Raw genomic sequence first — 18,782 nt, forward strand, 5'->3', positions numbered from 1 at the left:
TGGATCAGCCGCCCAGCCTTCGCCGGCAAAGTCAGGCGGCCTTGTGGAACTCCATGTCAAAGCGCAGCGGATGGCCGAGCGCCTTGAACGCCTCCTCGAGCGAGTCGAGCCGTGAATTGTGGTCGAGCCGGAACAGCCGATCGACATGCTCCCGTTGGCATTTCAGCTCGCGCATCAGATCGGCCCGACTCCAGCCCTTTTCCCTCAAGACCATATAGAGAGCCGATTTCAGGAAGACGAGCGCCGGGACTTCCACAAACCATCCCTTGCCCTTGGTTTCCTTGAGCGGGAAGGGGATATCATCCCCATGCGCAATTCGGGCGGCGATGGCTTCCTCGATGGCATTGCGTCCATTGCGGCAGGCTTCCTCTTTTGTGCCGCCATACGAGACCACCTCGTCGAATTGAGGCGCCGTAACCAGCCAGGTATCGTTGTCATCGGGCGTGAGAGCGACTTCATACCACATACACAGTCTCCTCTATTTCAGGCCCAGATCCTTCTTGATCTTCTCGACCAGACGCATTCCAAGCTCCTTGCCGCCGCCATGCATCGGCAGCTGCGAGACCTTGTCTTTAAAACGAACAGTCAGGTGACCGCTCCCACCGCGGTGGGTTTCAAAGGTACATCCCTGCTTGGCGAGCCAGCGCCGGAATTCGCTTGCGTTTATAAAAGATAGCGTCTGTGGAAGTCAACAGAAGTGTGGAGTTTTTCAAGCCATATCGGAAATCCCTCGGACCAGGCTATCTAAAGCTTTGCTGACAGAAACTGGCACCAGCTCTCGCCACAATCGCCGAGGAATCGTCCACACTGCTTGCGGGCGAGAAACGAGGTGATGATGGCCCCGATCAAGGTCGATCCGGACAAGGTTCGGGAATTCCCCGACGCCGACAGTTTCTATGCCTGGCTTACCGACAACCACGCCTCTGAAAGCGAGGTCTGGATCAAGATCCACAAGGTCGGCTCGGGGCTCGCCTCGATCACGCCGAAGGAAGCGATCGACGTCGTGCTCTGCTTCGGTTGGATCGACGCGGTGCGCAAGTCGCTCGATGGCAACAGCTATCTGCAGCGCTACACGCCGCGCGGCAGGAAGAGCATCTGGAGCAAGATCAACATCGACAATGTCGCGCGGCTGATCGAGGAGGGTCGCATGACAAGGCACGGCCTGCGCGAGGTCGAGGCCGCCAAGGCCGACGGGCGTTGGGACCGTGCCTATGCCGGCTCCAGGGAGATGACCATTCCGCCCGACCTGCAGGCCGCGATCGATGCCGAGCCGAAGGCGAAAGCGATGCTGGAGACGCTCTCGGCGCAGAACCGCTTCGCGCTCGCCTTCCGCACCCGCAACATGAAGACCGAGGCGGGGCGCAAGAAGAAGATCGCCGATCTGGTCACGATGCTGAAGCGCGGCGAGACCCCCCACCCGCAGAAGAAGAAATAACCAAAAACGCCGCCCTGGAGGGCGGCGTTTTCGGGAAGCGATGATCCGGAACCCTGCGGTCCGGGATCATCCGGTCATGAAGGCGTTCGCAATTCCAGGAAAAGTGTGAAGCGGTCTTCTGTCCGGAATTGCATGGAACCAGAGCAGCGCTTACGCGGCCTTCTTCGCGACGGGCTTCTTCGCCGCATGCTTCCTCACGTGATGCTTCTTGGCATGATGCCTGCGATGCTTCGCCACGTGATGCTTCTTGACGTGATGGCGACGATGCTTCCTGAGCTTCTTGTGCGGGCCGTTGGAGGTCGGCTTTGCGGCCGGAGCCGTGGTCGTGGTGGTCGTCGTGGTTGCAGCCGTCGTGGTCGCGGCGGCGTTGGCTTCGGTGGTGCCGAGCGCCGGCACCGCGAGGGCGAGCGCGGCGGTCAGGCCGAGTGCGGAAAGAAGGGACTTTTTCATGATCGGCATTCCTTTGTTCAAGGGTTCAAGATCGATGTCTTTTGTCGCGCGCCGCAATCGTCGGCTGCTCCGGTGCCTTTATGACAGCTGGTTTTTTCGCGAGTTTTTCCGGACTGTTGAATCTTGTTTCTGGATTGTGTCTCTCTGGATTTTGTCCGGCGACGCCTTTGCTGCCATGGGTCTACAGATGCGGCCGCATGGAAACCGGTGAGTTGCGGCCTTGCGGATGCTATTCATTCGTGCCCGGTGCACCCCGCTGGTTCAGGGCCACTCATGAGCCGTGAAGCATGACGATTGCGAAATTTCGCTCTAACCAAACGGCGCGCTCGATGCGATCTTGCAGGGGGTGACAGGAACCAAGGGATCTGCGCCAATGACCGACGGCAAGGAACACTCCGGCAGGCTGGCGCTCGTCACCGGCGCAAACCGTGGCATCGGCCTCGAAACGGCCCGGCAGCTGGCGCAACTCGGCTTTACCGTGCTGATGGGTGTGCGCGCCCTCGCCAAGGGCCAGGAGGCAGCCATGACGATCGGCGGCAAGGTCGAGGCAATCGCGCTCGATGTCGCAGTCTATGATGCCGCCGCGCACGCCGCGGCAGAGGTCGAGCGCCGCTTTGGCCGGCTCGATGTTCTGGTCAACAATGCCGCGATCCACTACGACCCGTCGGCGCGGGCGCTCAGGCCCGACTGGACAGTGATCCGCGAGGCTTTCGAGATCAATGTGTTCGGCGCCTGGCGCGTCGCTGCCGCCTTTGCGCCGCTGCTCACCGCTTCCGGCCATGGCCGGCTCGTCAACGTTTCGTCGGAAGGCGGTTCGCTTGCTTCGATGGGCGCCGGGGCGCCGGCCTATTCGACCAGCAAGGCGACGCTCAACGCGCTGACCCGCATCCTGGCGGCCGAGTTGCGCGGCTCGGGCGTCCTCGTCAACTCGATCTGTCCCGGCTGGGTCGCGACCGACATGGGCGGACCGGGCGGCCGTCCCGTGGCGCAAGGCGCTGCCGGCATTGTCTGGGCGGCGACCTTGCCCGACGACGGCCCGACCGGCGGCTTTTTTCGCGATGGCAAACGGCTGCCGTGGTGAAGCGGGAGCTCAAGCGGCTTCCGGCGGCACTGCGGATGCTTGCGCCGAGACGCTATCGCTGCCCGGATCGCAAGGCTTTCCGAAGAATCCGAAATCGAGCCCGACTGGCGGTGGCTCCGCAAGCGCCAGCAGGCCATGCTACGAAAATAGCATTCTCGGGCCGTGAAATGTGATGTTAGGGTCGCGCATCCGGGGAGGTGGCGTGCGCGGAGGAGGACAACCGGGGCGCGACCCCGCATTTCCCAACATAACGGACGCAAGCATTGAACCATCGCGAGGCCGCCGCGTTTCCTGTGGTTGGCCACCAGGGAGGAACCACCAGTGAAAGCATTCTGTCTCGTCTCGGCCGCGCTGCTCGCGGCATCCGCAATGCCGGCGGCGGCCGGCCAGATTTCCGACGGCAAGGTCAAGATCGGTATCTTGAACGACCAGTCGGGCGTCTATGCCGATTTCGGCGGCAAGTGGTCGGTCGAGGCCGCCAAGATGGCGGTCGAGGATTTCGGAGGCAAGGTGCAGGGCGCGCCGATCGAGGTCGTCAGCGCCGACCACCAGAACAAGCCCGACATAGCCTCCAACATCGCGCGCCAGTGGTACGACACCGAGCAGGTCGACGCGATCATGGAGCTCACGACATCCTCCGTGGCTTTGGCCGTGCAGGGGCTTTCCAAGGAAAAGAAGAAGATCGACATCGTCACGGGCGCTGCCGCCACCGACCTCACCGGCAAGCAGTGCTCGCCCTATGGCTTCCACTGGGCCTATGACACGCATTCGCAGGCCGTCGGCACGGGCGGCGAGCTGGTCAAGCAGGGCGGCGACAGCTGGTACTTCATTACCGTCGACTACGCCTTCGGTTATTCGCTGAAGGACCAGACTGCCAAGCTAGTCGAGGCGAGCGGCGGCAAGGTGCTGGGGGAGGTGCGCTATCCGCTGGGCTCAACCGATTATTCCTCCTTCCTTTTGCAGGCGCAGTCCTCCGGCGCCAAGATCGTCGGGCTCGCCAATGCCGGCCTCGACACGTCGAACTCGATCAAGCAGGCGGCCGAATTCGGCATCGTCGCTGGCGGCCAGCGGCTGGCGGCACTTCTCTTCACGCTCGCCGAAGTGCACGGCCTGGGCCTGCAGGCGGCGCAGGGCGTGGTGCTGACCGAAGGGTTCTACTGGGACCGCGACGACAAGAGCCGCGAGTTCGCACAGCGCTTCTTCAAGCGCACCGGTCGCATGCCGAACATGATCCAGGCCGGCACCTATTCGGCTGTGACGCAGTATCTGAAGGCCATCGACAAGGCCGGCACCGACGAGACCGAAGCGGTGGCCAAGCAACTGCACGAGATGCCGGTCAACGACGTCTTCACCGCCAACGGCAAGGTGCAGGCCGATGGCTCGATGGTGCACGACATGTACCTCTACCAGGTCAAGAAGCCGGAAGAGTCGAAAAAGGATTGGGACTACTACACCTACCTAGCGACCATCCCGGGCGACAAGGCGTTCATGAAGGCCGAGGACAGCGGCTGCCCGCTCGTCACCAAGTGACGCTAGATACCGCCACCGCTGTCCGGCCGGACAGCACGCATGAGACTCCGCGGGTGGTGCTGTCCGCCCGCGGCCTCAGGCGCGACTTCGCCGGTTTCGTCGCGGTCAAGGATGTTGACCTCGACGTCCATCACGCCAAGATACATGCCCTCATCGGCCCGAACGGTGCCGGCAAGACCACCATCTTCAACCTGCTGACCAAGTTCCTGCAACCGACCAGCGGCAGGATCGAACTGCTTGGCACCGATATCACCCGCACGCCGCCGGCAAAAGTGGCGCGCATGGGACTCGTCCGCTCGTTCCAGATATCGGCGATCTTTCCGCATCTTTCCGTGCTCGACAATGTGCGCGTGGCGCTGCAGCGTCCGGGCGGGCTGGGCTACCAGTTCTGGCGTCAGGTCTCGGCGCTGGACCAACTGACCCCCAGGGCGCGCGAGCTGCTCGCCATCGTCGGATTGGAAGATGCCGCGCATCGTCTGGCCGGCGATCTCTCCTATGGTCGCAAGCGCGTGCTGGAGATCGCCACCACGCTGGCGCTCGACCCCAAGGTGCTCCTGCTCGACGAGCCGATGGCCGGCATGGGGCATGAGGATGTCGGCATGATTTCCGGCATCATCCGCGCGCTGGCAAGGGACCGCGCCGTGCTGATGGTCGAGCACAACCTCACCGTCGTCGCCGACCTTTGCGATTGGATCACCGTCATGCAGCGCGGCCAGGTGCTGGCGGCCGGCGACTATGCCACAGTCAGCCAGGACGAGCGCGTGCGCGTCGCCTATATGGGAACCGAGCATGAAGAGGGCAGGGCATGAGCGAGCCGCTGCTTGCCGTGCGCGATCTTCACGCCTGGTACGGCGAGGGCCATGCGCTGCACGGCGTCAACCTCGATGTCATGCGCGGCGAGACGGTGACTCTGCTTGGCCGCAACGGCGTCGGCAAGACGACGACGTTGCGCGCCATCATGGGTCTGATCCGCAAACGCACCGGCTCCGTCACCTTCAACGGCAAGGAACTGATCGGCCTGCCGCTGCACCGCGTCGCCCATCAGGGCATCGGCTTCGTGCCGGAGGAACGCGGCATCTTCGCGACGCTCACAGTGGACGAGAACCTGATCCTGCCGCCGGTCGTGGCCAAGGGCGGCATGAGCGTGGAAGAGATCTTCGAGCTCTTCCCCAACCTCAAGGAACGGCGCAACAGCCAGGGCACGAAGCTTTCCGGCGGCGAACAGCAGATGCTGGCCATCGCCCGCATCCTGCGCACCGGGGTCGAAATGCTTCTGCTCGACGAGCCGACGGAAGGTCTGGCGCCGGTCATCGTCCAGCGCATCGGCGAGTTGCTGGCGACCTTGAAGATGCGCGGCATGACCATCCTCCTGGTCGAGCAGAATTTCCGCTTCGCCGCCCGCATCGCGGACCGTTTCTACCTGATGGACCACGGCAAGGTGGTGGACGGCTTCCCGGTCGCCGCGCTTTCCGCGCATAGCGACAGGCTGCACGAGGTGCTGGGGGTATGATCGCGTCATGACGATGATCTTCGGCATCCCGATCCAGGCCTTGCTCGGCCAACTGCTGGTAGGCCTGATCAACGGCTCCTTCTACGCCATGCTCAGCCTTGGGCTGGCCGTCATCTTCGGCCTGCTGCGCATCATCAATTTCGCCCACGGCGCGCTCTATATGCTTGGCGCCTTCATCGGCTATTTGCTGCTGGTGCATCTGGGCATCGGCTACTGGCCGGCCCTGGTCCTGGTACCGCTAGTCGTCGGCACGTTCGGCATAGCGGTCGAGCGCCTTGCCTTGTCGCGGCTCTATCGGCTCGACCCGCTTTATGGCCTGCTCTTCACCTTCGGCCTCGCCTTGGTGATCGAAGGCGTCTTCCGCTACTATTACGGCGTCTCCGGCAATCCCTATGCCGTGCCGGCGCTGCTTGCCGGCGGCACCAATCTCGGCTTCATGTTCCTGCCCAACTACCGCGGCTGGGTGGTTGTCGCCTCGCTCATTGTCTGCATCGGCACCTGGCTCCTGATCGAAAAGACCAGGCTGGGCTCCTATCTGCGCGCCGCGACCGAAAACCCGGAGCTGGTCCAGGCCTTCGGCGTCAACGTGCCGTTGCTGCTCACGCTCACCTATGGGCTCGGCGCAGCGCTTGCCGGCCTCGCCGGCATTCTTGCCGCGCCGGTCTACCAGGTCAGCCCGCTGATGGGGTCGGACCTGATCATCGTCGTCTTCGCCGTGGTGGTGGTCGGCGGCATGGGTTCGATCCTGGGCGCCATCGTCACCGGCTACATGCTCGGCGTCGCCGAAGGCCTGACCAAGGTTTTCTATCCCGAGGCATCGAACCTGGTCGTCTTCGTCATCATGGCGGTCGTGCTTTTGCTCAGGCCAGCCGGCCTGTTCGGAAGGGACGCCTGAGATGAGCGAGGCAGCCCTTCATCGGCAACGCGCCGCTGCATCGCTCAGGCTGGAGCGGGCGCTGATAGCACTGGCCATCATGGCGCTGATCGCCGCGCCTTTCGTCGTCTATCCGATCTTCGTCATGAAGATGCTGTGCTTCGCGCTCTTCGCCTGCGCCTTCAACCTTTTGCTCGGCTATACCGGCCTGCTTTCCTTCGGCCATGCCGCCTTCTTCGGCGGCGCGGCCTATTTCTGCGCCTACGCGGTGAAGGCCTGGGGCTGGCCGCCCGAAGCCGCCATCCTGCTTGGCACCGCGGGAGCGGCTTGCATGGGCCTCGTCATGGGCTTCCTCGCCATCCGTCGGCAGGGCATCTATTTCTCGATGATCACGCTGGCGCTGGCGCAGATGTTCTATTTCTTCTGCGTCCAGGCGCCCTTCACCGAGGGCGAGGACGGCATCCAGGGCGTTGCGCGCGGCCATCTCTTCGGCGTTGTCGATCTCGGCGTCACCATGAACATGTATTTCTTCGTGCTCGGCGTCTTCCTCATCGGCGTCTTCGCCGTCTGGCGCATCGTCAATTCGCCCTTCGGCATGATCCTGCGCTCCATTCGCGAGAACGAGAACCGCGCCATTTCGCTGGGCTATTCCGTCGGCCGCTACAAGCTCGCCGCCTTCGTCATGTCGGCCGCGCTCGCCGGTCTTGCCGGAGCCACCAAGGCGATCGTCTTCCAGTTCGCAACGCTGACCGATGTCACTTGGCAGATGTCGGGCGAGGTGATCCTGATGACGCTGCTCGGCGGCATCGGCACCATGGCCGGCCCAGCGGTCGGGGCGGGGCTTGTCGTCGCGCTCGAAAACACGCTGGCCACCTCCGGCTTCCCGGTGACCATCGCCACCGGCCTGATCTTCATGGTCTGCGTGCTGATTTTTAGACGCGGGATTGTCGGCGAAATCTACGCGAAATGGCTGAGGCGGGCGGAGGCCGGCAGCAACAATTGATGCCTTCGCCGCCGGCGCGACCTCTTGTCAGGCCGCGCGCTTTGGCACGACCGCAAAGGGGCTGAGCCCCAGCCAGGTCTGCATCTGCCTGCCGATGGCGAGGTCCCCGGTCAGGACGACCTTGGGGCCGGCCTTCTCCACAGTCAGCACCCCCATCCAGATCGCCGTCATCGTGTGAAGGTCGGTCGAGACGTAGAGGTCGACCTCGAAGCCCGGATCGTACCAGCAAAGGTCGACTTCTCCGTGCTTTTCGACGATCAGCCACCATGAGCGTTTCGAAGCCGGCAGGTCCTGGTATAGGAATTGGATCACGGTGCGTCCCTCGGGCAGCGGCGTGGGGTTCAGGTTGCGCCGCATGTCCCACATCAGGAGTGAGGGATCGAGATTCTTCAACGACAGTCTCGACTCCACCCATTTCTGTCCCCAGAAGCCCATCGCTTCCACCACCGGACGCAAGTCTCGCCCGGCTTCGGTCAGCCGGTAATCGAAGATGCCCTTCTCGCCTGGGGCCTCCTTGCGCTCCACGACCCCGGCCAGTTCGAGTTCCTTGAGCCGTTGCGACAGAAGGGTCGGCGACATCTTGGGCACGCCGCGGCGCAGGTCGTTGAAGCGGGTCGAGCCGGCAACCAGCTCGCGCATCAGCACCATCGTCCAGCGTGTGCACAGCACTTAGGCGGCCATCGATAGCGGGCAGAACTGCTTGTATCCGTGCTGGGCCATGATCCGTGTCCTCCCTCGAAATCGGGCGGAACATTAGACCTTCATGAATGAAGCGGCGAGTACAGAAACTGTACCGGGCCGGTACAGATCGCGGACTGGTTGGCGAGCGGCCTGCCATGCGAGCCCCTTGGCCGACGCACGGGATGCACCTGTGCGCTGCAACCAGGAGACCAACCATGACCGCTTATCTTATCGCAGACATCAAGGTGAAAGACCCGAAATGGATACCGGCCTATGCGGCTTCGGTACACGATCTCGTGCACAAGCATGGCGGCAAATATCTGGCGCGCAGCGGCAATGTGAAGACGCTCGAGGGCAAGCCGCTCGATACGACGCTGATCGCCCTGATGGCCTTCCCTTCGGAGGCGGCGGCTCGCGCCTTCACCGACGATCCGGCCTACGCGCCCTTCGCTTCGGCTCGCCAAGGCGGCAGCGAAAGTCGCTTCCAGCTGATCGACAACACCGATCTGGCCGGGACGATTTCGTATCTGGCCAAGGGATGATCGGCGGTCGTCGCTCCGAATCCGGGGCTACCAAGCACAAGCAGACCCCGCGCTTGCCTGTCGCGCCGCCGTATCGTCGGCGGCCGGTGAGCCGAGCTTTCTCAGGAAGAACGCAATGAACATGACACCAAGTATTTGCGCCAGGCTTCTCGTTACCGTGGCCGCGCTGTCGGCCTGCACAGCTCTTGCGCAAGCGCATCAGGGCGCGGCCGCATCCTCCGCCGATAGCCCGCTGGCCGACAAGGTACGGGCAGCCAACAGCCGGTTTCTCGACGTGAAGGCTGCGACGGCGGAAGGCTATGCGCCCATTCCATGCGCCAGCGGCATCACCGGCGGCGCGATGGGCATCCACTACGTCAACGGCGACTATCTGAAGGACGACAAGGTCGACATCGCGCGCCCCGAAGCGGTGATGTATGAGCCGATGGCCGACGGCACGCTGAAGCTGGTGGCGGTGGAATACATCACCTCGAAAGGGCCTACGGCGTTGGATGGCCAACTGTTCAACTTCAACAGCGCACCCAACCGCTACGGGCTAGGCCCCTTTTACGAACTGCATGTCTGGGCCTGGAAGGCCAACCCGACCGGCACCTTCGCCGACATGAACCCGAAAGTATCATGCGAGCACGCAACGACGGCGACCCGGTAGGTAATTGCGGCCGGGCGGCTCATGCCGCCTGGCCGCTCCAGCGGACATGCTCACCCCACCGGCACCTCCAGCCCCACCTTCACGCGGTCCATCGCCACGAAGGTCCGGAATCTCCTGACGTTGTTGTTCGCGAAGAACAGCCGCCTGGTCAGCGCCTCATAGTCGGCCATCGTCGCCACGGTGACGATAAGGATGAAGTCGGCCTCGCCCGTCACGTAGTAGCACTGCTGCACTTCCGGCACGGCAGCGAAGCCGCGCTTGGCCGCGTCGATCAGTTCGGCGCGCTCGCCCTCCACCTCGACCTCGACGAAGATGGTGATCGGGTGGCCGACCTTGGCCGGGTCGACCAGCGCGACATTGGCGCGGATGACGCCTTGCTCCTCCATGCGCTTGATGCGCCGCTGCACGGCCGGCGCCGAGAGGTTCACCTTCTCGCCGATGACGCGCTGCGGCGTGGTGTTGTCCTTCTGCAGGATGGCCAGGATGGCGCGGTCGAATGAGTCGAGGTCGGACGAAAGGGACATGCGGCGTTCCAAACGAAACAAACTTGCAATCCATGCGCCAAAACAGAGCGCCTTTCTCGCCTGGTCTGCAATAAATTTCAGTCGTGAAGACGGAGAAACCCATGTTCCTGCTCAACCGCCATCCCGACCATCGCCAGCCGCTGACCGGGGAAGACGCCGCGACGCTTGGGGTCTCCGGGGCCGCCGAAGCGGAACGCTTCCTCGCCGCGCGTGAAAACCATGCCGAGACGCCGCTGCATGCCTTGCCCGCGCTGGCGGGCGGGATCGGCATCGGTACTCTCCACGTCAAGGACGAGGGCAAGCGCCTCGGCCTCGGCAGCTTCAAGGCGCTGGGCGGCGCCTATGCCGTGATGCATCTCGTGCTGGAGGAGGCCGCCAGGCGGCTCGGCCGTGCCGTCACGGTCGAGGAACTGCACACGGCTGAGGTGAGGGCGATCGCCGCGCAAATGACCTTCGCCTGCGCCACCGACGGCAATCATGGACGCTCGGTGGCGCAGGGCGCCGGCCTTGTCGGGGCGCGCTCGGTCATCTTCGTCCATTCGGGCGTCAGCAACGAGCGCGTGGCGGCCATCGCCCGCTTCGGCGCCGAGATGGTGCGCATCGCCGGCGACTACGACCAGTCGGTCAGGGAAGCCGCCCGCGTCGCGGCCGAACGGGGCTGGACAGTCGTCTCCGACACGTCATGGCCGGGCTATGAACGCATCCCGGGGCTGGTCATGCAGGGCTACACTGTGATCGTGCGCGAGGCGCTGAAGCGTTTGCCTCAGCCGCCGACCCACGTCTTCCTGCAGGCCGGCGTCGGGGGTTTCGCGGCGGCGGTGGCCGGTCATCTCGCCATTGTGCTCGGCGAAGCGCGGCCGACGGTGACGGTGGTCGAGCCCGCGCGGGCGGCGTGCGTTTACGCCACCGCCAAGGCCGGCCGCCCGGTCATGATCGCGCACAGCCAGCCGACCGTCATGGCGATGCTCGAATGCTATGAGCCGTCGCTGGTCGCCTGGCGGGTTCTGTCGCGCATCGGCGATGCCTTCATGACCGTGGACGAGGAAGATGCCGTCGCGGTGATGAACCGCCTGGCGCGGCCTTCCGGCAATGATCCGGCGATCGTTTCCGGCGAAAGCGGCGGGGCAGGGCTCGCCGGGCTGATCCGCGCCGCCGGCGACAAGAAGATACGCTCGGCGCTTGGCCTCGATGCCCATTCACGCGTGCTGATCATCAACTCCGAAGGCGCGACGGACAAAGGCCGCTATGCCGAGCTGGTCGGCATGGCGCCCGATGAGGTTGCGCAAGCGATGCAGCCGGCATGAGCAATCTCACGATCAATGCCGACCGGCTTGATGGCGAAATACCCCCAAAAATAGTCAAGTAGGCCGTACCGGCTCTCTCCGAAACGAACATTCGGCGACATCCGATCGAAACAAACTTCAATCACTTAGCCAATGAAAGCGCCCGGAATCGCCCTTGAATCGCGCCCGCCGACAGAATTCAGTGCCTAGCAGGAAGACTAGCATGCTGCTTCTCAACCAACGTCCAGAACACAACCAGCCGTTGGTTGCCGCCGATGCCGAGGCGCTCGGTATGGCGGGAGGCGAGCGGGCCGAACGTTACCTCAAGGCGCGCCAGAACGATGCCGAAACACCGCTGCACGCCTTGCCGGCGCTGGCTGATGAACTCGGCATCGCGGCGCTTTATGTCAAGGATGAAGGCCAGCGTCTTGGCCTGGGCAGCTTCAAGGCCCTGGGCGGCGCCTACGCCGTCATGCGGCTGGTGCTGGAGGAGGCCGGCAAGTGGCTCGGCCGCGACGTCGATATCGGCGAGATAAACGACGCCAGAGTGCGCGAGATCGCCTCCGGCATGATCTTCGTCTGCGCCACCGACGGCAACCATGGTCGCTCCGTGGCGCAGGGCGCCAGCCTGGTCGGCGCGCGTTCGGTGGTCTTCGTCCATGCCGGCGTGAGCCGCGAGCGCGTCGCGGCCATCGCCCGTTTTGGCGCCGAGATCGTCGACGTCGAGGGCAGCTATGACCATGCGGTGCGCGAGGTCGCGCGTGTTGGCGCCGAGCGCGGCTGGAAGATCGTCTCCAATACGTCCTGGCTGGGCTACGAGCGCGTCCCCGGCCTGGTCATGCAAGGCTACACGGTGATCGTGCGCGAGACGCTGCGGCGCATGGCCGAGCCGCCAACGCATGTCTTCCTGCAGGCCGGCGTCGGCGGCTTCGCGGCGGCGATCGCCGGCCATATGGCGGTCATGCTCGGCCCAAGGCGCCCGAAGGCGATCGTGGTCGAGCCGCGGCGCTCGGCCTGCATCTACGCTTCGGTTGAGGCCGGACGTCCGGTGACGATCGTCCATCAGCAGCCGACCGTGATGACGATGCTCGAATGCGCTGAGCCGTCCCTCGTCGGCTGGCGCGTGCTGGCGCGTGTCGGCGATGCTTTCATGACGGTGGATGAGGAGGACGCGGTCGCGGTGATGAAGCGGCTGGCGCGCCCCTCGGGTAATGATCCGGCGATCGTCTCGGGCGAGAGCGGCGGGGCAGGCCTCGCCGGGCTCGTCCGCGCCGCGGGCGACAGTCATATGCGCACGGCGCTCGGCCTCGACAGGCATTCGCGCGTGCTCGTCATCAATTCGGAGGGCGCGACCGACCATGGCCGCTTTGCCGAGCTGGTCGGGATGGCGCCCGAAGAGGTGTTCCTGCAGACTGCTGAGAGCCGTTCCGGTTCTTTGTCTTAAGAAAGGGCTTTGGGCGACCGATGGCCAGACTCGACCTCGAAGCTCTTCACCGCGAGATGACGGCGTGGCGACATGATCTCCACGCCCATCCCGAGTTCGGCTTCGAGGAAAAGCGCACCGCCGCTTTCGTCGCCGCGAAGTTGCGTGAATTTGGGCTGGAGGTGGAGGAGGGCATCGGCGGCACCGGCGTCGTCGGCACACTGGCCCGGGGGAGCGGCAACCGGGCGATCGCCTTGCGCGCCGACATGGACGCGCTGCGCATCGCGGAGCAGGGCACGCAGGCCTGGCGCTCGCAAACGCCCGGCACCATGCATGCCTGCGGCCACGACGGCCACACCTCGATGCTGCTCGGCGCGGCCAAGCTGCTCGCCGGCGAGGGCGGCTTCGACGGAACGGTGCGCTTCATCTTCCAACCGGCCGAGGAATGGGGCAAGGGCGCGCTGGCCATGCTGGATGACGGCCTGCTCGAGCGCTTCCCTTTCGAGGAGATCTTTGGGCTGCACAACATGCCGGGCCTGCCCGTCGGCCATTTCGAGACCCGCGGCGGTCCGGTCATGTCGGCCGAGGACAATTTCGAAATCGTGCTGAAAGGCCTCGGCGGCCACGCGGCGCGGCCGCACGCCGGGCAGGAGGCGCTGGTCGCGGCCTGCGCGCTGGTCGTCAACCTGCAAACCATCGTCTCGCGGCGCCTGAGCCCCGCCGATATCGGCGTCGTCTCGGTGACGGAACTCATCACCGACGGCACCCGCAATGCGCTGCCAGGCCTGGCGCGCATCCTGGGCGACTGCCGCAGCTTCCGTCCCGAGGTGAGCGCGGCGATTGAAAAGGAGATGCGCCGCATCGCCGAGGGCACGGCGCAGGCCTATAACGTCGCCGCCGAAGTGGCTTACACGCGCGAGTTCGTGCCCTTGATCAACGACGCGGCGCTGGTCGACGAGGCACTTGCGGCGGCCCGCACGGCGCTGGCCGACGATGCTGTCCGCGTCGCGACCGACGACGGTGTCCGCATCGCGGCGGAGCCGATGACCGCCTCGGAGGATTTCGCGCGCTTCCTCGACCACGTGCCGGGATGCTTCGTCTTCATGGGCAATGGCGACACCGCGCCGCTGCACAACCCGGTGTATGACTTCAACGACGAAGCCCTGCTGCAAGGCACGCGATTTCATGCAGCGCTCGTGCGCCGGCGCTTGCCCGCCCTTTGAAGCCGAGCCGCAGTCAGCCGTGCGGGCTTTCTCCGCGTGCAATCATCAGATGGTGTTGCTGGTGGTGCATGCCGACTGTCAGGATGCCGAAGAAGCCAAGACCATGCAGCTTCGCGCGATCGGCTTCGGGGGTAAGAACGCTCAGCGTCGCGCCGTCATCGGTTTCGGCCGCCACATATCGCCAATTTCCCACGCCGTTCATCGCCGCGGCATGGGCGTTGACCATCCGGCGGATTGAATCCCGCGTCGGTCCAGACCCCGTCGCCGTGAACTTCATCCCCCCGTCGATAGGCTGTTCGGTCACAGTTGCGCCCATCATGACGGCGTTCATGTCGACAAGGTGGCTGCGCAGCGCATCGATGTCCACCTTCGACCAATCGGTCCTCGGATCCGCCGAGAGCATTGCGACGATTTCCTGAATTGCGGCAAAGGCTTCTTGCCCCGGCTGCGTCGGCACTGTCTGGCCTTTGGGCGGATGATGCATCATCTGATGATGCATCGTATGGGTGCTCTGCTGGGCTGAGGCCGCGGTGGGGACGAGGCTCGCGGCAAGGGCAAATGCGGCAAGGTCAAGCGCACGGAACATCGGGCATTCTCTCCTGTGATGCGACATGCTTGCCATGCCGGACCCGAAGGCGACATGATAGAGATCATGTCGCCTTCGCTGTTTACCTTGCTCGACGATCTTCCCGGCCGCCTGTGCGAGTTCGCCGCCGGCAGCTCGGTATTTCATTTCGGCGATCCGATCCGCAACATTCACGCGGTGCGATCAGGCATCATCCATCTGGTCCGCCATCAGGACGATGGCTCGATCTTGATTCTGCAGCGTGCCCGGCCCGCCTCGATCCTGGCCGAAGCCTCGCTCTATTCGGCGCAATATCATTGCGACGCCCGCGCTGAAACGGCGGCGGTGACATGGGCCATTCCACGCTCCACCCTGCGTGCGCGCCTTCAGCAGGATCCGGAACTGGCCGTGGTGTGGGCGCGTCATCTGGCGCGCGAGGTCCAGCAAGCGAGACTCCAGGCCGAGATTCTCTTCCTCAAGACCGTTGCGGCCCGGCTTAACGCATGGATCGCATGGCACGGCAGCCTGCCCGCAAAGGGTCAATGGTCCATCATTGCTCATGAGATCGGCGTGAGCCCCGAGGCGCTCTACCGCGAAATGGCCAGGCGGAGAGCGCCGAACGCGCCAGATTGATTGGTGCCCAGCTTCCAAGCCTTGCTTGCGGTGGGACGCTGGCGATCGCGGACAAGGCCGGTAACTCTTTCTTCTCTGCTCCCATGCAATACTTCCGGCACGGGACGACAAAGAACAAAGAATGGCGGACGACAATAAACGCAACGGCAAGTTCTGGGCGCTGGCGCTTGATCGCGCTTATCTGGGCCTTTGGGACTGGAATCTCTTGACCGGCGATTGCTACTATTCGCCGACCTGGTCGAAGATGCTGGGCTATGAGCCCGGCGAACTCGCCGACACGCCCGATCTGTGGCTGAAGCTTACCCATCCCGACGACCGCCAGCGCGCGCAGGAAAGCGGCGACCGGCATATTGCGGGCCTCGTCGATTCCATCGAGACGGAGCTGCGCCTGCGCCACAAGGACGGCCGCTGGGTCTGGGTGCTCGACCGTGGCGGCACTGTCGAGCGCGACGCCGACGGCAAGCCGCTTCGGCTGATGGGCGTGCAGACCGATATCACCCGCCAGAAAGAGGCCGAGGCTGCGCTCGAGCAGGTCAATGTCCGCTTTCGCCTCGCGCTTGCCGCTAGCGGCACCGGCATCTGGCATCACGATGTCGGCACCAGGAAAAGCTTCTGGGACGCGCGCACACGCGAAATATTCGGCCTCGTCGCCGACAGCGACGAGGTGTCGGCTGAGCTGTGGCACACTTATCTTCATCCGGACGATAAGGAAGCCACCGAGCGTGCCCACGAGATCGCGCTGGGCTCCAGCGATGTCGTGGCCTCGCAATACCGCATCATCCGGCGTGACGGCCAGGTCCGTCATCTCGAAACACTGGTGCGCTTCGTCGCCGATGCCGGCTCTGCCGGCCAGGTGCTTGGCACCGTGCGCGACATCACGGAGGAGAAGATGCGCGCCGAAGGCCTCGCCTTCGCCGCGCGTCACGACGCCCTGACCGGGCTGCTCAACCGTTCCGCCTTCGACCGGCTGCTCGCCGAGAACATCGCCATGGCCGAGCGCCTGCCGCTGGCGGTGTTTTATGTCGACCTCGACTACTTCAAGGCGCTCAACGACTATGCCGGTCATGCCGCCGGCGACCTGGCGCTGAAGAGCGTCGCGGCGGGCATCATCGCCAGCCTGCCCGCGTCGGCGCATGCGGCGCGTCTCGGCGGCGACGAATTCGCGCTGATGGTGCCGAACTGCAATGATGCTTGCGCCGAGCGCATCGCCCGCGCCGTGCTCGCTGCGGTGCGCGACGCCGATCTCGGCTCGGCGGTCACCTCGCGCAGGCTTGCCGCCAGCATCGGCATCGCCTTCGTGCGCGACCGCAACATGAGCGTGGCCGATGCGCTCGCCTGCGCCGACGACGCCTGCTACGCCGCCAAGGCCGGCGGCCGCGACCGCTTCGCCGTGTTCTCGCCCGACACGACGTCGGGCGCCGGCGGGCTCAACGCGGCGCGGCTTGCCGCCGACCTTGTCGACGCGATGGAGGATGGCCGGCTGAAGCTGTTCGGCCAGGAGATCCACCGGCTCGGCCTGCCATGGGAGCAAAGCCGCCATGTGGAGGTGCTGGCCAGGCTCGAGGCCCGCACCGGCAAGATGATCCCGCCCCGCGATTTCATGCCGGTCGCCGAACGTTTCGGCCTTGCCGCGCGGCTCGACCGCTGGATCATTCGCAATGCGCTGACGCGCCATGGCGAGGCGATGCGCGCGGGCGCCATCCTGCTCGACTTCAACCTGTCGGCGCAGACGCTTTCCGCCCCGCAGCTCTGGGATTTCGTCGACGAGGCCATCGCCGAGAGCGGTGCGCCGCCCTCGGCTGTCGGCTTCGAGATCACCGAAACCGCCGCCGTCACCAATTTCGACGCGGCGGCCGAGTTCGTGCGCAAGGCGAGGCTCCGCCATTGCCGCGTCAGCCTCGACGATTTCGGCGCTGGCATGAGCTCGTTCGAATACCTCAGGCGCTTCCCCATCGATGCCATCAAGATCGATGGTTCCTTCGTCGAGCACATCGCCGACAGCCCCTTCGATCGCGAGATCGTCTCGGCGATCACTGGCATCGCCCGCTCGATGGGCGCCGCCGTGGTGGCCGAGAAGGTCGAGGAGAAAAACGCGCTGGAGATCCTGATGGGCATGGGCGTCGCCTATGGTCAGGGCTATTTCCTGCACCGGCCCGAGCCGCTGGAGGCGATCGTAGCGCGGGCTACGGGCGGATTGACTGTGCTTGCAAGGCGGCAGATATAAATAAGCGATGGCTAAAATTCGAATCGCCTGTTTAAGCGGGCCGTAATCCGGCCCGGCTGATGATCAGCCAGACAATGGCGGCTTGCGGGCCGGAAGGAGACGATAATGAAGGCTTTTCCCCTGCTGCTGGCGGCTTCGGTCTCCTTGCTCGGCATTCTGGCGGCGCAACCGTCGCTCGCGGGCTCGGATCACGGCGCCTCCCCCGTGCCGAGCGATCAGGTGACGGCGCCGGTGCAGGACGATCAAGAGCACAGTGCCACCGGCAGCCAGGAAGATGATCAGGCCACCGCTGAGAATCAACAGGGCGACGATGCTGGCGTCGACGCCGGCTCGCACCAGGGCGACCAGGGTGACGACGCGGGCGACGATCAGGGCGATCACAACCAGGGTGGGGGCAGCGGCGAAAGTGGCGGCGATAGCGGCAGCCATGACGGCGGCGGCGACAGCGGCGGGCATGGTGGCGGCGGTGGCGGCGGTGGCGGTGGCGGGGACGACTGAGCTTCCGGGTTGCGCCAAACAAAGGGACGGCGCGGTTCATCGTTAAAAGGTGAACCGTCGTTCTATCGAACTCTTAGGACAACCGGGTTATTGCCGGTGAAACGCTCGGGACATGACGTCTTGGCTTGACTGTCCGGCGCCCGGTCCATGACGGACGGGCGCGTGCGAGACCCGGCAATGTCTTCGACGCTCAACACCGCGCTTGTGATCCTTCAGCAACGTCTGCCGCCAGCGGCCAGACCGGCCGCGAGCACCGACATCGCCTCCGGCCCGGCCGCGTTGCCGCTCACCCAGGCGGAGCCCGCGGTCGCCATGTTCAGCCTCGACAGCCTCAACATCACGGCGACGAAGGTCCGGCTGATGCAGCGCGCCGGCAAGGAATTCGGCGTCGACCAGACCGACTACGATTCCGTGTCTTCCTACGGTTCGGCGGTCAAGAACGCCGTCGAGGCGTTCAAACGGCAATCGCCGTCGGCGGTCCCCAAGATCGAAAGGCAGCTTGGCCTGGACCAGCTCGGCGTTTCGCTGGATACGCTCGTCAACGCGATCGTCCGTCCGCAAGGCGGCGACAACGACAGGCTGGACACCGCGTTGAAGCAGCATGCGGGCGGGGAGGGCGGCCAGCCGGACGAGCTTGGGCTGTACGGCCTCTGA

22 protein-coding genes are annotated in these 18,782 nt (G+C 64.7%); 16 read left to right on the forward strand and 6 right to left on the reverse strand.

All coding sequences use genetic code 11. From position 1 onward, the window contains the following. Positions 1-31 precede the first annotated feature (31 nt). Both P9272_RS16330 and P9272_RS16335 read right to left on the reverse strand, forming a co-directional pair. Positions 32-466: a type II toxin-antitoxin system HicB family antitoxin gene (locus P9272_RS16330; RefSeq protein ID WP_278161291.1), complete on the reverse strand. Its 435-nt coding sequence runs from the start codon at positions 464-466 to the stop codon at positions 32-34. A 12-nt stretch (positions 467-478) separates the two neighbouring features. After that, positions 479-667: a type II toxin-antitoxin system HicA family toxin gene (locus P9272_RS16335; protein WP_278161401.1), complete on the reverse strand. Its 189-nt coding sequence runs from the start codon at positions 665-667 to the stop codon at positions 479-481. A gap of 168 nt (positions 668-835) precedes the next feature. Here P9272_RS16335 and P9272_RS16340 point away from each other — a divergent pair, with 168 nt between their 5' ends. Further along, on the forward strand, positions 836-1,435 hold the full coding sequence (locus tag P9272_RS16340; protein WP_128261391.1) for a YdeI/OmpD-associated family protein: 600 nt from the start codon (positions 836-838) through the stop codon (positions 1,433-1,435). Between the two features lie 150 nt (positions 1,436-1,585). Here the strand turns inward: P9272_RS16340 and P9272_RS16345 are convergent, their stop codons facing one another. Next, a complete protein-coding gene (locus P9272_RS16345) occupies positions 1,586-1,885 on the reverse strand; it encodes a hypothetical protein (protein ID WP_128261374.1) in 300 nt (99 codons plus the stop codon). A 373-nt stretch (positions 1,886-2,258) separates the two neighbouring features. On the opposite strand from P9272_RS16345, the gene P9272_RS16350 reads away from it, so the two are divergent. From P9272_RS16350 to P9272_RS16375, 6 genes are all read left to right on the forward strand, one after another. After that, positions 2,259-2,966: an SDR family NAD(P)-dependent oxidoreductase gene (locus P9272_RS16350; RefSeq protein WP_278161292.1), complete on the forward strand. Its 708-nt coding sequence runs from the start codon at positions 2,259-2,261 to the stop codon at positions 2,964-2,966. A gap of 321 nt (positions 2,967-3,287) precedes the next feature. Continuing rightward, the gene (locus P9272_RS16355) at positions 3,288-4,496 is read left to right on the forward strand and encodes an ABC transporter substrate-binding protein (RefSeq protein ID WP_278161293.1); all 1,209 of its coding nucleotides are present in this window, start codon (positions 3,288-3,290) and stop codon (positions 4,494-4,496) included. Continuing rightward, on the forward strand, positions 4,493-5,305 hold the full coding sequence (locus P9272_RS16360; protein ID WP_278161294.1) for an ABC transporter ATP-binding protein: 813 nt from the start codon (positions 4,493-4,495) through the stop codon (positions 5,303-5,305). The genes P9272_RS16355 and P9272_RS16360 overlap by 4 nt, the downstream gene beginning before the upstream one ends. After that, a complete protein-coding gene (locus tag P9272_RS16365; protein WP_278161295.1) occupies positions 5,302-6,006 on the forward strand; it encodes an ABC transporter ATP-binding protein in 705 nt (234 codons plus the stop codon). Before P9272_RS16360 ends, P9272_RS16365 begins: the two co-directional genes overlap by 4 nt. Before the next feature lie 7 nt (positions 6,007-6,013). Beyond that, complete coding sequence (locus P9272_RS16370; RefSeq protein ID WP_128261379.1) at positions 6,014-6,901, forward strand: branched-chain amino acid ABC transporter permease; 888 nt, start codon at positions 6,014-6,016, stop codon at positions 6,899-6,901. 1 nt (position 6,902) lies between these two features. Then, a complete protein-coding gene (locus P9272_RS16375) occupies positions 6,903-7,883 on the forward strand; it encodes a branched-chain amino acid ABC transporter permease (RefSeq protein ID WP_278161296.1) in 981 nt (326 codons plus the stop codon). 27 nt (positions 7,884-7,910) lie between these two features. Here P9272_RS16375 and P9272_RS16380 read toward each other — a convergent pair whose 3' ends face one another. Then, complete coding sequence (locus P9272_RS16380) at positions 7,911-8,552, reverse strand: helix-turn-helix domain-containing protein (RefSeq protein WP_278161297.1); 642 nt, start codon at positions 8,550-8,552, stop codon at positions 7,911-7,913. 227 nt (positions 8,553-8,779) lie between these two features. Here P9272_RS16380 and P9272_RS16385 point away from each other — a divergent pair, with 227 nt between their 5' ends. Further along, positions 8,780-9,106, forward strand: coding sequence for a DUF1330 domain-containing protein (locus tag P9272_RS16385; RefSeq protein WP_128261382.1), 327 nt, complete (start codon positions 8,780-8,782; stop codon positions 9,104-9,106). Positions 9,107-9,221: 115 nt separating this feature from the next. Next, positions 9,222-9,755: a hypothetical protein gene (locus tag P9272_RS16390; RefSeq protein WP_278161298.1), complete on the forward strand. Its 534-nt coding sequence runs from the start codon at positions 9,222-9,224 to the stop codon at positions 9,753-9,755. A 50-nt stretch (positions 9,756-9,805) separates the two neighbouring features. Here the strand turns inward: P9272_RS16390 and P9272_RS16395 are convergent, their stop codons facing one another. Then, entirely contained in the window at positions 9,806-10,279 is a 474-nt protein-coding gene (locus P9272_RS16395; protein ID WP_278161299.1) for an Lrp/AsnC family transcriptional regulator, read from the reverse strand. 101 nt (positions 10,280-10,380) lie between these two features. On the opposite strand from P9272_RS16395, the gene P9272_RS16400 reads away from it, so the two are divergent. The 3 genes from P9272_RS16400 (at position 10,381) to P9272_RS16410 (ending at position 14,208) form a co-directional block, all read left to right on the forward strand. Next, positions 10,381-11,583 (forward strand): diaminopropionate ammonia-lyase, encoded by a 1,203-nt coding sequence (locus tag P9272_RS16400; RefSeq protein ID WP_278161300.1) that lies wholly within the window; start codon positions 10,381-10,383, stop codon positions 11,581-11,583. Positions 11,584-11,785: 202 nt separating this feature from the next. Beyond that, the gene (locus P9272_RS16405) at positions 11,786-13,006 is read left to right on the forward strand and encodes a diaminopropionate ammonia-lyase (protein ID WP_278161301.1); all 1,221 of its coding nucleotides are present in this window, start codon (positions 11,786-11,788) and stop codon (positions 13,004-13,006) included. 20 nt (positions 13,007-13,026) lie between these two features. After that, on the forward strand, positions 13,027-14,208 hold the full coding sequence (locus P9272_RS16410) for a M20 aminoacylase family protein (protein ID WP_278161302.1): 1,182 nt from the start codon (positions 13,027-13,029) through the stop codon (positions 14,206-14,208). Positions 14,209-14,221: 13 nt separating this feature from the next. Here the strand turns inward: P9272_RS16410 and P9272_RS16415 are convergent, their stop codons facing one another. Then, on the reverse strand, positions 14,222-14,830 hold the full coding sequence (locus tag P9272_RS16415) for a hypothetical protein (protein ID WP_278161303.1): 609 nt from the start codon (positions 14,828-14,830) through the stop codon (positions 14,222-14,224). A 51-nt stretch (positions 14,831-14,881) separates the two neighbouring features. On the opposite strand from P9272_RS16415, the gene P9272_RS16420 reads away from it, so the two are divergent. The 4 genes from P9272_RS16420 (at position 14,882) to P9272_RS16435 (ending at position 18,782) form a co-directional block, all read left to right on the forward strand. Further along, entirely contained in the window at positions 14,882-15,406 is a 525-nt protein-coding gene (locus tag P9272_RS16420) for a Crp/Fnr family transcriptional regulator (RefSeq protein WP_278161304.1), read from the forward strand. 121 nt (positions 15,407-15,527) lie between these two features. Further along, positions 15,528-17,630 (forward strand): EAL domain-containing protein, encoded by a 2,103-nt coding sequence (locus P9272_RS16425; RefSeq protein ID WP_278161305.1) that lies wholly within the window; start codon positions 15,528-15,530, stop codon positions 17,628-17,630. A 105-nt stretch (positions 17,631-17,735) separates the two neighbouring features. Next, positions 17,736-18,128 (forward strand): hypothetical protein, encoded by a 393-nt coding sequence (locus P9272_RS16430; protein ID WP_278161306.1) that lies wholly within the window; start codon positions 17,736-17,738, stop codon positions 18,126-18,128. 177 nt (positions 18,129-18,305) lie between these two features. Continuing rightward, positions 18,306-18,782: a hypothetical protein gene (locus P9272_RS16435; RefSeq protein WP_128259964.1), complete on the forward strand. Its 477-nt coding sequence runs from the start codon at positions 18,306-18,308 to the stop codon at positions 18,780-18,782.

Source organism: Mesorhizobium sp. WSM4976 (assembly GCF_029625685.1).
In the GTDB taxonomy this organism is placed as follows: Bacteria; Pseudomonadota; Alphaproteobacteria; order Rhizobiales; family Rhizobiaceae; genus Mesorhizobium.